General features: G+C 65.3%; 8 protein-coding genes. 3 read left to right on the top strand and 5 right to left on the bottom strand.

Annotated elements, in window-relative coordinates; translation table 11 throughout:
* Positions 1–51: 51 nt before the first annotated feature.
* Positions 52–1,854: a DEAD/DEAH box helicase gene (locus J2X62_RS23555; RefSeq protein WP_032392503.1), complete on the bottom strand. Its 1,803-nt coding sequence runs from the start codon at positions 1,852–1,854 to the stop codon at positions 52–54.
* A 277-nt stretch (positions 1,855–2,131) separates the two neighbouring features.
* On the opposite strand from J2X62_RS23555, the gene J2X62_RS23550 reads away from it, so the two are divergent.
* The gene (locus J2X62_RS23550; protein ID WP_032392504.1) at positions 2,132–3,919 is read left to right on the top strand and encodes a long-chain fatty acid--CoA ligase; all 1,788 of its coding nucleotides are present in this window, start codon (positions 2,132–2,134) and stop codon (positions 3,917–3,919) included.
* Positions 3,920–3,991: 72 nt separating this feature from the next.
* Here J2X62_RS23550 and J2X62_RS23545 read toward each other — a convergent pair whose 3' ends face one another.
* Both J2X62_RS23545 and J2X62_RS23540 read right to left on the bottom strand, forming a co-directional pair.
* The gene (locus J2X62_RS23545; protein ID WP_310183816.1) at positions 3,992–5,170 is read right to left on the bottom strand and encodes an IS30 family transposase; all 1,179 of its coding nucleotides are present in this window, start codon (positions 5,168–5,170) and stop codon (positions 3,992–3,994) included.
* 329 nt (positions 5,171–5,499) lie between these two features.
* On the bottom strand, positions 5,500–6,117 hold the full coding sequence (locus tag J2X62_RS23540; protein ID WP_094665806.1) for an alpha/beta hydrolase: 618 nt from the start codon (positions 6,115–6,117) through the stop codon (positions 5,500–5,502).
* Between the two features lie 81 nt (positions 6,118–6,198).
* Between J2X62_RS23540 and J2X62_RS23535 the strand changes: the two genes are divergently transcribed.
* A complete protein-coding gene (locus J2X62_RS23535; RefSeq protein WP_310183767.1) occupies positions 6,199–9,648 on the top strand; it encodes a TM0106 family RecB-like putative nuclease in 3,450 nt (1,149 codons plus the stop codon).
* Here J2X62_RS23535 and J2X62_RS23530 read toward each other — a convergent pair.
* Both J2X62_RS23530 and J2X62_RS23525 read right to left on the bottom strand, forming a co-directional pair.
* Positions 9,618–10,832 carry an alanine racemase gene (locus tag J2X62_RS23530; protein ID WP_310183765.1) on the bottom strand — a complete coding sequence of 405 codons (1,215 nt, stop codon included), beginning with the start codon at positions 10,830–10,832 and terminating at the stop codon, positions 9,618–9,620. The genes J2X62_RS23535 and J2X62_RS23530 overlap by 31 nt on opposite strands.
* An 83-nt stretch (positions 10,833–10,915) precedes the next feature.
* A complete protein-coding gene (locus J2X62_RS23525; RefSeq protein ID WP_027498003.1) occupies positions 10,916–11,557 on the bottom strand; it encodes a TetR/AcrR family transcriptional regulator in 642 nt (213 codons plus the stop codon).
* A gap of 75 nt (positions 11,558–11,632) precedes the next feature.
* Between J2X62_RS23525 and J2X62_RS23520 the strand changes: the two genes are divergently transcribed.
* Positions 11,633–12,943: a D-arabinono-1,4-lactone oxidase gene (locus J2X62_RS23520; protein ID WP_310183761.1), complete on the top strand. Its 1,311-nt coding sequence runs from the start codon at positions 11,633–11,635 to the stop codon at positions 12,941–12,943.
* Positions 12,944–12,985 lie beyond the last annotated feature (42 nt).

Below are 12,985 nucleotides of genomic sequence, written 5' to 3'. Positions count from 1 at the left end.
GGGTCGTGTGCGGAACTTCGTAGTGGACTACGAAGTTCCGCGCACGTGGTGCTAGCGCTTGCCCTTGAACTTTCCGCCGCCGCGCGGACTGCCACTACGTCCGGGAGGACCGGAGTCGGGCTGCAGCTGAATCAACACGCCGCTGATGCGGGTGCGGCGCAGCGCCTCGACCGTCTCGTCGGCGAGGTCGGCAGGCAACTCGACCAGCGAATGGTCGGGACGAATGCTGATGTGCCCGAAGTCGCTTCGACGCAGACCGCCTTCGTTGGCGATGGCACCGACGATGGCACCGGGAGCGACGTGATGACGCTTACCGACGCTGATGCGGTACGTCGCCATTTCCTGGCCGGTCTTGCGGTGGTGCGAGCTGGCCGCATCCTCGTCGAACGTCCGCGGTGGCCGCGGCTCCCGAGGCTCGCGGGGTGCCCGCGGCGGGGCAGGCGGCTCGGGCTTGAGCAGGAAGGCTTCGCCGTCGCGCGACTGGATGGCCAGAGCTGCTGCGATATCGACCAGCGGCACGTCGTGCTCGCGCTCGTAGTCCTCGATGAGCCGGCGGAACAGCGCCAGATTCTCGTTGCCGAGGCTCTCGGTGATGGAGTCCTTGAACTTCGTGACGCGCTGCGCATTGACGTCGTCGACGCTGGGGAGCTGCATCTCGGTGATGGGCTGACGCGTCGCGCGCTCGATGGCCTTGAGCAGGTGACGCTCCCGGGGCGCGACGAACAGCAGAGCCTGACCGGCGCGACCCGCGCGGCCGGTACGGCCGATGCGGTGTACGTAGGACTCGGTGTCGTGCGGGATGTCGTAGTTGATGACGTGCGAGATGCGGTCGACGTCGAGACCACGAGCCGCAACGTCGGTGGCCACCAGAATGTCGATCTGGCCATTTTTGAGCTGGCCGATGGTGCGTTCGCGCTGTGCCTGCACGATGTCGCCGTTGATCGCGGCGGCGGAGAATCCCCGTGCGCGCAACTTCTCGGCGAGCTCTTCGGTGGCCTGCTTGGTGCGCACGAACATGATCATGGCCTCGAACTCTTCGACCTCGAAGATTCGAGTGAGCGCCTCGAGCTTGCGCTGATGGGCCACCTGGACGTAGCGCTGCGTGATGTTCGGTGCCGTCGACGTCTTGGTCTTGACGGTGATCTCCACCGGGTCGTGCAGGTACTGCTTGGAGATCTTGCGAATCGCGGCCGGCATCGTGGCCGAGAACAACGCGACCTGCTTGTATTCGGGAGTGTCGGAGAGGATGCGCTCGACGTCCTCCTGGAACCCCATCTTGAGCATCTCGTCGGCCTCGTCGAGCACGAGGTATTCGAGCCCGGAGAGGTCGAGTGTGCCCTTCTCGAGGTGGTCGATCACACGGCCCGGGGTTCCGACGATGATCTGGGCACCCTTGCGCAGGCCGGACAACTGGATCCCGTACGCCTGACCGCCGTAGATGGGCAGAATGTGCAGACCCGGAATGTGGGTGGCGTACTTCCCGAACGCCTCGGCCACCTGCAACGCGAGCTCGCGGGTCGGTGCCAGCACCAAGGCCTGCGGCGTCCGACGCGAGACATCGAGACGAGACAGGATCGGCACCGCGAACGCGGCGGTCTTACCCGTTCCGGTCTGCGCGAGGCCGACGACGTCGTTCCCCGCCATCAACGGCGGGATGGTGGCCGCCTGGATGGGCGACGGGCTCTCGTATCCGACGTCGCGCAGGGCCTTCAGGACCCGCTCGTCTATTCCGAGATCGGCAAAAGTGATGTCGTCATCCGCTGTCGAAGAAGACTCACCTGCGTGGACGGGAGGGGACGAACTCGTCTCGTCAGACGTCACGGCGGCATCCTGATCAGATTCTGAAGTGCTCATATACACCCGAGTTTAGTACCTGCCCGGCCCCCGCGACTCCTTCTGCGCTGATCAGGTGACGAAAACAGCGGTGATGGGGGCACGCACACGCGGCCCTGCGAGGGCGACCCGACGGAGACACACGACCGGACACCGTTATGTTGTACCCCGAGTCACACTCACCTCCCCCGAAAAACGACCGAAAATTCACAAAGCGGACAACCTCGGTGGTGCGTTACGGACTCGGGTGTGATGAAATGCACAACTACCACGCTATTTATCCGTAAGGGGTCCAGCAGTGCGCGAATATTCTGTGCCGGCGTCATTCACCATTCCCGACGACGCATCCATGGCCGACACCGTCTTCCGGTACCAGAAGGAATCACCGAACTTCGTCCCGTTCCAGCGCCTGGTGAACGGCACCTGGACCGACGTCACCGCGGGTCAGTTCGCCAAAGAGGTCACCGCCGTGGCCAAGGGCCTGATCGCGTCGGGCGTCGAACTCGGCGACCGCGTCGCGATCCTCAGCGCGACCCGCTACGAGTGGGTCGTCCTCGACTACGCCATCTGGACCGCCGGCGGGTGCACCGTCGCGATCTACGAGACCTCGTCGCCCGATCAGGCGCAGTGGATCCTCGAGGACTCCGCGACCAAGCTGCTGATCGTCGAGACCGCGTCTCACGTCTCGAACCTGAAGGACGTCACCGACGGGGCCGCCGACCTGCGTGAGGTACTGCAGATCGACGCCGGAGCCATCGACGAGCTGACCACGCGCGGCGCAGGAGTCAGCGACGAGGACGTCCATACCCGTCGACACCAGGTCACTGCCGCCTCCCCCGCGACCCTGATCTACACCTCGGGCACCACCGGCCGCCCCAAGGGTGTGCAGCTGACACACGCGAACTTCTACGCCGAGGTCCAGGCCACCCAGATCGCGCTGCACGACTCCATGCGCGAGGGCAACCGCACCTTGATGTTCCTGCCGATGGCGCACGTGTTCGCCCGCGCGGTGTCGTTCGGCTCGTTCGAGTCCAAGGTGACCGTCGGTCACACCTCGGACGTATCGACCCTGGTGGATCAGTTCGCCGTCTTCAAGCCGAACTTCATTCTGTCGGTGCCGCGCGTGTTCGAGAAGGTCTACAACTCGGCCAAGCAGAAGGCACACGACGGCGGCAAGGGCAGCATCTTCGACAAGGCCGCCGCGACGGCCATCGAGTGGAGCGAGGCCCAGGAGAAGGGCGGCGCGGGCCTGGTCCTCAACCTCAAGCACACCGTCTTCGACAAGCTCGTCTACTCCAAGTTGCGGGCTGCGCTCGGCGGCAACTGCGATCGTGCGGTCTCGGGCGGCGGCCCCCTCGGCGCTCGCCTCGGCCACTTCTTCCGCGGCGCAGGGGTACCGGTCTACGAGGGCTACGGACTGACCGAGACCAGCGCGGCCGTCACCGTCAACACCACCAAGGAACAGCGCGTCGGCACCGTCGGCAAGCCCATCGACGGTCACGCGGTCAAGGTCGCCGAGGACGGCGAACTGCTGCTCAAGGGCCCGGTGGTGTTCAGCGGCTACTGGCACAACGAGAAGGCCACCGCCGAAGCGATCGTCGACGGCTGGTTCCACACCGGCGACCTCGGCTCGATCGACCAGGAGGGCTTCGTCTCGATCACCGGCCGCAAGAAGGAAATCATCGTCACCGCAGGCGGCAAGAACGTCGCCCCCGCAGTGCTCGAGGACGCGCTGCGCGCCAACGCGATCATCAGCCAGTGCCTCGTCGTCGGTGACGCCAAGCCGTTCATCGGTGCGCTCATCACCCTCGACCCCGAAGCAATGCCGGGCTGGCTCGAACGCCACAACCTCGCTGCCGACATCCCGTTCTCGGAGCTGTCGAAGAACGCCGACCTCGTCGCCGAAATCGACAAGGCCGTGGCCGAGGCCAACAAGAAGGTCTCCAACCCCGAGCAGATCAAGAAGTACACGATCCTCGAGAACGACTTCACCGTCGAGACCGGCGAGCTGACTCCGACGATGAAGCTCAAGCGCAACATCATCCACACCGAACGTGGCAGCGACATCGAGGCCATCTACTCGTAGATCACCCAGCACGAGTGCCGAAGGGCCCGACGCGAGCAGGCGGATTCTAGGGGTCCTCGCAACACCTGATGGTCAGATGCCTGTCAGTAGATCACGTAAACGCTCGGCTGGAGTTTTCCAGCCGAGCGTTTTGCGTGGACGGGAGTTGAGGCGGTGGGCAACGTTCTCGAGGTCGGTGGCGCTGTACACGGACAGGTCCGTGCCTTTGGGGAAGTACTGGCGTAGCATGCCGTTGGTGTTCTCGTTCGATCCGCGTTGCCATGGTGAGTGTGGATCGCAGAAGTACACCGGCACCCCGGTGGCGACGCTGAACTGCTTGTGCGCTGCCATCTCGCACCCTTGGTCCCACGTCAGTGAACCGCGCAAATGCGTTGGGAGAGAACCGATCAGAGGAACCAGAACGTCCCGGACCTCCTCTGCAGTGTGCCCGCCGGGGAGGTGACCGAGAAGCAGGTACCGGGTAGAACGCTCGACCAATGTCACGATCGCCGACTCCGATCGAGTACCGACGATCAGATCACCCTCCCAGTGCCCGGGCACGGAGCGGTCGGCGACCTCCGCCGGCCGCTCGGAGATCATCACCATCGCATCGACGAATCGTGAGGTGCGCTGCTCGGGTGAGCGGTGCTGTACGCGGCGAGTACGTCCGGTGCGCAATGCGGCAGCAACTTCTCGGCGTAGTCCGCCGCGCGACTGTACGTAGATGGCCTGGTAGATCGTTTCGGTGCTCACACGCATCGCCTTGTCATCGGGGAAGTCGACAACTAGAGCGTGGCAGATTTGCTCGGGCGACCACTGCAGGGCGAGTTTGCCGGCGACGTAGAACCGGAGCGAACCCTGTGCCGCCAGCTTCGCCGGTTTCGGCCGGGCACGCGAGATAGCCCACAGCCGATGTGCCCGGTGCGGGTGGTACTCGTCGGCGATGCCGTAGGTGTCGATCTCGCGTTTGACGGTCGAGGCCGCCCGGCCGAGGCTGCGTCCGATCTCACGCAGCGAACACCCGGCTCGACGCAGGTCGGCGATCTGTTCACGGTCGGTCACCGTCAGATACCGAGGGTGCAGTGTGGACTCGATGCGGGCCAGCGACGGCCTCTGAGCAGCGGTGACGAACGTTGTCATACCGGTTTTGTAGTCGATACGTCGACCATCCGGGTGCAGGCGCGCACCACCGATCTTGCGGATGCCCCCGTCCCAGTCCTGCGCGGTCCGGAGGTGGACCCCGACCTCCCGAGCAGCCTCGCGCCGCGAGATTCCCGACGAGCGAAGTTCCTCGTATCGTCCCCGACCCGAATGCTCGGCCCGGCCGCTCTTTCCGCGCCCTTGCACACCCGCCTGACGAACCCACCCGAAGGCAGTGTTCCGGTTCACCCCGACACAGCGTGCGGCCGCGCTGACATTCCCGTCCTCACGGTCCAACGCCTCGAAAAACCGCACCTTCAACCCAGCACATGCCACGATCCCCGCAACTCCCTCAAATCGAGGGTGTTGCGGGGATCGTTAGAACCCGCCGCAATCGCGTCGGGCCCTTCGTCGTACAGCATGTGATCGTCAGTGCATGTGGTCGTCAGTGCATGTGGTCGTCAGTGCATGTGGTCGTCGAGGAATTCGGCGACCACCGTGGTCACGGCCTGGTGAATCTTTTCGTGCAGCAGATCGTGTCCGCCGTCCTCGAACTCGCGCAGGCTCGCCTGCGGAACGCGTCCGATCCATTCACGCACGGCATCGACCGGTGCCAGACGATCGTCGACGCCGTGGACGGCCAGCAACGGGATGACGTTGTCGGACAGGTCGTCGACAGAACCGGTCACGGACTTGGGCGTGCCGCACAGGATTGCGCATCGGACGGCCTCGGGATGCGCACCCAGCGCTGCGATGGCCGTCGCGGCACCGAGCGAGTGGCCCATCAGGGCGAACGACAGTTCGGGGTGCTCGGCCTCGGCGATGTCGATCAACTGCAGCGCGTTCTGTGCGAGACCGGGGATCTGCGCTGCGTCGGTCAGTTCACCCTCGGTCAGGCCGTGCCCCACGTGATCGACCGCCCACACGTCCACCCCACGCTCGTTCAGCAGCCGCGCGAAGCGGTGGTAGTGGGCGCTGTTCTGGCCGAGACCGTGCAGGAAAACGAGACCGAATCGAGCGTCGGCGACGGTCCAGGTTCGATAGTGGACAGCACCGGTGGCTCCGTCGAAAAAAGGCATTGAATCATTTTGCCTGTTCCCGCCGGCTTCCGCGCGCAACGTGACCGGTGCCGCTGTCGTGGGTCGCTAGGGTGGACGCTTGTGTTCCTCCTCGGCGATCAGGTCGTCTACAGCGCCAGCGACCTCGCCGCGGCGGCGTCCTGCGAATTCGGCCTGCTCCGACGACTGGACGCTGTATCCGGCCTGATCCCCCGGCAGAGCGTCGCAGCCGATCCGATGCTCGACCGCACGTCCACGCTCGGATTCGAGCACGAACGACGCCAACTCGAGGCGTTCGAGCAGCGCTTTCCCGGTGGCGTCCTGACCATGGACCGACCGGGCCGTACCGCACAGGAACTGGCGGACGCGGCGTGGGCGACCTTCACCGCCCTGACCTCACGCACGCCGGTGCTCTATCAGGCCACCTTCTTCGACGGACGATTTCTCGGTTTCTGCGACTTCCTGGTTGCCGACGGTTCTCGTTACACCGTCTACGACACGAAACTGTCGAGACATGCAAAGGTGCCGGCGCTGCTGCAGTTGGCCGCGTACGCCGACGCCCTGCAGGCCGGGGGTATCACTCCGAGCGAGCAGGTCCATCTGATGCTCGGCGACGGCAGCGACTCCGCGCACGCACTGGCCGACATTCTTCCGGTCTACCGGCAGTCGCGAGCACACCTGCAGCACATTCTCGACGAGCATCACGCCGAGGGCACCGTCGTCGAGTGGTTCGATCCGCGGTATTCGGGATGCGGGCAATGCGATGCCTGCACCGCCGAGGTGGAGCAGCATCGCGATCTGGTGCTCGTCGCCGGCATGCGCGGCAGCACCAGGGACCGCCTACTGGACGCAGGTATTTCATCGATCGACGAGCTCGCCGAGTCGAGTACCCCGGTGGACGGCATGTCCTCCCGGACACTGGAGAACCTGCGGTCGCAGGCGGCCTTGCAGGTACGCCAAGAGCGCAGCGGGGCAGTCGAATTCGAGATCTTCGACGCCGAGGCACTGGGGGTGATTCCCGAGCCCGACGACGGGGACATCTTCTTCGACTTCGAGGGAGATCCGCTGTACGCGGAGTCCGGTTCGTCCGACTGGGGTCTCGAGTACCTGTTCGGCGTCTACACCGCGGACGGCGACTTCCTGCCGTTCTGGGCTCACGACCGTGCGCAGGAACGTCGTGCGCTCATCGACTTCCTCGACTATGTCGCCGCCCGCCGAGCCGAGTATCCGAAGATGCACGTGTATCACTATGCGCCGTACGAGAAGACGGCTCTGCTGCGGCTGGCCGGCCGGTACGGAGTGGGCGAGGACGCCGTCGACGATCTGCTGCGGGAGAACGTTCTCGTGGATCTCTACCCCGTCGTACGGTCGGCTGTTCGGATCGGTGCCCGCTCGTACAGCATCAAGAAACTCGAACCGCTGTACATGCCCGCGGCCCGTGACGGAGACGTCACCGACGCGGCGGCGTCGATCGTCGAATACGCGCACTGGTGCGAACTGCGCGATCGAGGCAAGGACGCCGAGGCGGCAATTCTGCTCGCCGACATTGCCGAGTACAACCGCACCGACTGCGAATCGACACTGCGACTGCGTGATTGGCTGCTCGATCGGGCATCGGACGCCGGGGTGGCACCGCGGTCCCCGCAGCAGCTGGACCTCGAGGACGTCGTCGACCGCACCGCGACCCCACTCGAACTCGAACTGGCCGAGCACGCCGGACTGCCGTGGGATCGCACGCCGACGCAGCACGCGCTCGGATTGTTCGCCGGTGCCATCGGATATCACCGACGAGAGAACAAGCCGTTCTGGTGGGGCCACTACGACCGCCTGACCCATCCGCTCGACGAATGGGCCGACGCCGCGGACGTATTGAAGGTCGAGCGCGCCGAGCTGGTGCACGACTGGATGAAAACTGCACCCGGACAACGGGTGCTGCGTCGTCAGGTCAAACTGGTCGGGCACCTGAGCAACGGCGTGCTGTCCGGCTCGAAGGTGAAGCTGCTGTACGAGAACCCGGCGCCGGAGGGGTTGACGAAGCAGCAACCGACGCATCGGGCCACCACATCGGTCGAGATCGTGCAGACCGGGTACGAGGGAACCCTGGATGTGGTTGTCGTACAGGAGAATCTACGCAAGGGCGTGGAGGAGTACACCGATTTCCCGGTTGCCACCGCGCCCGAGCCGCCCCCGAACACCAAGCATCTCGAGCAGGCGATCGTCTCCGTCGCGACCGAGGTTCTCGGCGGGTTGCCGGAACTACCGCGTACGGCCGTCGCCGATCTGCTGACGCGCTCGACGCCTCGAACCCGTTCCGGTGCCGGCCTTCCCGTGGTCCACGACAACGACTACGCACATGCGATCACGGCCACGCTGCTCGATCTCGACAATTCGTACGTGGCGGTGCAGGGCCCGCCCGGCACCGGGAAGACCTACACGGCGGCGCGCGTCATCGAACACCTGGTGAACACACATCATTGGCGGATCGGAGTGGTCGGCCAGTCGCATCACGTGGTGAACAACCTGCTCGACACCATCGTCGGGGCCGGGGTCGACGCCTCGAAAGTCGGCAAGAAGGCCCCGACCGCGCACACCGTCGTGGACATCGCCGGATACTCGCACTTCGTCACCGAGGCCGACGAGGGCTGCGTCATCGGCGGCACCGCTTGGGACTTCTCCAACCCCGGCCGAATTCCACCCGGCTCCCTCGATCTACTCGTCGTCGACGAGGCCGGTCAGTTCTCCCTCGCCAACACCATCGCCGTCTCGGTATCGGCGCCCAATCTGCTGCTTCTCGGCGACCCGGCGCAGCTCCCCCAGGTCAGTCAGGGCACCCACCCCGAGCCCGTCGACGAATCGGCCCTCGGATGGCTGACGACCGGGCACGCCACCCTGCCCGCCGACCGCGGCTACTTCCTGGCGACGACGTGGCGGATGCATCCGGATCTGTGCGCGCCGGTGTCGACGCTGTCCTACGAGGGCAAGCTCGAATCGAACAAGGATGTGACACAGTCACGTTCGCTGTCGGGTCTGGAACCGGGCCTGCACGTCGTCCTTCTGGACCACCACGGCAATTCCACCGACTCGATCGAGGAAGCCGACGAGATCGTCACGCGGGTCCGGTCGTTGCTCGGTCGGCCGTGGGTGGACCCCGCACACGGCAGCGACCCGCGACCGATGCAGCAGTCCGACTTTCTGGTGGTCGCGGCCTACAACGCGCAGGTCGCCGTCATCGTCGAGCAACTCGCAGCCGCCGGGCTCGACGAGGTGTCGGTGGGGACCGTCGACAAATTCCAGGGCCGTCAGGCACCGGTGGTCCTCATCTCCATGGCAGCGTCGGCCATCGAGGACGTGCCCCGCGGAATGGGATTCCTGTTGTCGCGCAACAGACTCAACGTCGCCATCTCCCGCGGTCAGTGGGCCGCGATCCTGGTGCGCTCGCGCGCGCTGACCCATTATCTGCCGTCGACCCCGGACGGACTCGTCACGCTCGGCACGTTCATGCGGCTGTGCGAGAACGCACGTCAGCCGAACGCCATACCCTCGCCGCGGTAGGTGGGAACGGCGTCGACCGATCCGTCGGAATGCACCAGGGTCAGGGTGTCGAACCGCTCGCACAACTCCCCGGCCTTGGCGTGGCGGAACCAGATTCGATCGCCGATGCGCACCTCCTCGGCCCCGCTCACCGGGGTCTGCACCTCCCCCGCGCCCTCGTTGCGCAGCAGTTTCAGGCCCGACGCGACAACGCCCGCTGCCCTCCTGGACCAGCCCACCGGTCGGGGTGATCGCGACCAGGACGCCGGGCCCGACGCGATGTAGCCGCCGCCGAACGCGGTGGCGATCCGCGGAGTCGGCTTGCGCACCACCGGCAGTGCGAAGAACAGCGAGGGTTCGGCCGAGAACGCGCGATACCGATCGAACAGGGTCGGCGCGAACAGACCCGAACCCGCGGTGACCTCGGTGACGGCCGGATCCGCAGCAGAGAAATCGATCGACCCGGTACCACCGCTGTTGACGATCTCGAGCGGCCCGATCGCCGCGGTCACGGCGTCCACCACTGCTGTTCTCCGCGCACCGATCTCACGAGACGACAGCGACTTCATCAGCTCGACAGCGACGTTGGCGTCGGGAACACCGGCGATCTGTGCCTCGTAGAACATCAACCCCACCACCCGGAACCCCCGCGAACGAGCCTGACGGGCGAACTGCGCCACCTGCTCCGGATCCCGAAGCGGAGAGCGCCTGACCCCGATGTGCAGCGGCCCCACCCGCAACGATGCGTCCACGTCGATACAGACGCGGGGCTTGAGTAGGTCGCTCCGCGCGGCGTCTCGGACGAGGTCCAGTTGCGCGACGTCGTCGACCATCAACGTGATGCGTCCCGACAGCACGCGGTCGTTGACCACCTCGGCGAGCGCTGTTCGATCGACCGTCGGATACCCCATCAGAATGTCGTCGACGCCGGACTGCGCCAACCAGATCGCTTCGCGCAGCGAATAGGCCAGCACTCCGGATACACCCTGCGCCGCGAGGACCCGATTCAACACGGCTCGGCACCGCACCGACTTGCTGGCGATCCTGATCGGTACACCGTTCGCGCGTGCGCGCAGTGCTGCAGCATTGGCATCGAGAGCTGTCAGATCGACTGCTGCCGAAGGAGATTCGAGACCCTCGGTGGCTGCGGCAATGCGGGACAGCGGGGTCGTAGCGGTGGTGGTGTCACCGGCGATCGAACTCATTCGGCACATTCCTTCGTCGTCGTTGCCGGGCCGACACAGTCAAACACTCCGCAGCCGAGAAGTCCCGTCGAGCGGTTTTCCACTCAGCGATCTTCTGCCTTCGCGGCGATCAACCCGGACAGGTCGTCGATCTGGGCCAACACTTCGAGATCGTCGCCGTCGACCAACCACCGCAGCACCAAACCGTCGAGAGTCGCCATCCCGAAGCGGGCGATCGACTCCACTGGTTCGAGCCACCGCGTGCCGGTGTGGTCGGAACAATTCTCGAAGAACAGCTGCGCCTCGGAATCCCGGATTCGATACTGCCCGCTGGCGATCTCGGCGGCCGTGGCCGAACCCAGTGCGCGATGCCGCAACAGATACGTCTTGATCTCGTACGCCAACAGCTGCCGACCGTGCGATTTCTCGATCAGCAGCCACACCGCGCTCAGCCCGCTGTGCACCAGCTCGCGCAGCCCCCGAACACCGGGTAGTTCGTGTGTTCCGACCGCGCTGTCCAACGCGGCGTGCAGTATCTCGGTGACGTCGACGATGAGGTGCTCGCCCATCGCGATCACCAGATCCTGCTTGGTCTCGAAGTGGTATTGCACGATGCCTTTGGTGACGTCGGCATATTCCGACAGCGCCCGAACGGTGAGCGACTCGATACCGACCCGCTCGGCGACGTCGATTGCCGACTGCACCAGTTGTGCGCGGCGCACGTCGGCGGGCAGCCTCGATTGCATGACCCGATACTAGGTCGCGGTCGACATCTGTGCCTTGGATTGCCCCAGGGGAGCGCGCTGCGAGATAGTGTTTCGATGATCGAGCGGTCGTGGCAGAACTGGGCGGGCAATCAACATGCATTCCCGGCGCGTCGAGCCGAGCCCTCGTCGGTCGAGGAGCTGCGTGCGATTCTGCGCGATGCCGCCGAACGCTCTCTGCCGGTGCGCTGCGTCGGGGCAGGGCATTCCTTCACTCCCATTGCCGTCACCGACGGTATCCAGATCGTCTTGGACGCGCTGAGCGGTATCGAATCCGTCGAACGCGACGACGGATCTGCTCAGGTGACGGTGCTGGCCGGCACTCGACTCCGGGAGTTGTCGGCGCGGTTGTGGGAGCTCGGGCTGGCGATGACCAATCTGGGCGACATCGACGAGCAGTCCGTCGCCGGGGCCATCTCGACGGGCACTCACGGAACCGGTGCCGGATTCGGCGGCATCGCCACCCAGGTGCACGCGCTGGAGCTGGTGACCGCAGACGGACAGTCGGTGCAGTGCTCCCGAGACGAGAACACAGAAATGTTCGACGCGGCCCGCATCGGTCTCGGCGCTCTCGGCGTCATCACGCGTGTGACGTTGAACTGCGTCGCGGCGTTCGCGCTGCAGGCCGTCGAGACGCCGTCGACGCTGACGGCGACGCTGCGTGATCTCGATGCCACCGTCGCCGGCGTCGACCATTTCGAGTTCTATTGGTTTCCGCACACCGATCGTGTGCTCACCAAACGCAACACCCGCCTGCCCGGTGACACCGATCTGCGTCCGCTGGGCAAGGTGCGCTCGTATCTCGACGACGAACTGCTGTCCAACACGGTCTTCGAGGGCCTCAACCGACTGGTGACGCGAGTGCCTGCGTTGATTCCCAGGGTGAACGCGGTCTCGGCCCGAGCGCTGTCGGCTCGCGAGTACACCGACCGCTCGTACCGGGTGTTCGCGTCGTCGCGGACGGTCAAGTTCGTCGAGATGGAATACGCCGTGCCCGTCTCCGAGATCGCCTGGGTGCTCCGCGAAGTGGATCGCTGGCTCGAGCAGTCTTCGATATCCATCGCGTTCCCCGTCGAAGTACGATTTGCCGCCGCCGACGACATCTGGCTCTCCACGGCATCAGGACGTGCGACGGCGTACATCGCCGTGCACCAGTACCACCGGCGTGATCACCGCGAGTACTTCGACGCTGTCGAAGCCATCTGCCGCAGCGTCGGGGGTCGGCCGCACTGGGGCAAACTGCACTCTCTCGGCAGCGCCGAGCTGCGTGATTCCTACGAGCACTTCGACGATTTCCTGCGCATCCGCGATTCCCTCGACCCGACGCAGCTGTTCCGCAACGACTATCTGGACCACCTGCTGTCGTGAGCGGTATCTCGTACCCTGCTACGAAATACCGCGCACGACGAG

The organism is Rhodococcus sp. 3258 (assembly GCF_031456475.1).
GTDB classification, from domain to species: domain Bacteria; phylum Actinomycetota; class Actinomycetes; order Mycobacteriales; family Mycobacteriaceae; genus Rhodococcoides; species Rhodococcoides fascians.
The sequence above is the reverse complement of the archived record's forward strand: the minus strand, read 5'-3'. Positions and strand labels throughout refer to the sequence as shown.

Bases quoted from the DNA above. Each gene is read 5' to 3' on its own strand.
- J2X62_RS23540 (WP_094665806.1), bottom strand. From the start codon at position 6,117: ATGCCTTTTTTCGACGGAGCCACCGGTGCTGTCCACTATCGAACCTGG.
- J2X62_RS23520 (WP_310183761.1), top strand. From the start codon at position 11,633: ATGATCGAGCGGTCGTGGCAGAACTGGGCGGGCAATCAACATGCATTC.
- J2X62_RS23525 (WP_027498003.1), bottom strand. From the start codon at position 11,557: ATGCAATCGAGGCTGCCCGCCGACGTGCGCCGCGCACAACTGGTGCAG.
- J2X62_RS23555 (WP_032392503.1), bottom strand. From the start codon at position 1,854: ATGAGCACTTCAGAATCTGATCAGGATGCCGCCGTGACGTCTGACGAG.
- J2X62_RS23530 (WP_310183765.1), bottom strand. From the start codon at position 10,832: ATGAGTTCGATCGCCGGTGACACCACCACCGCTACGACCCCGCTGTCC.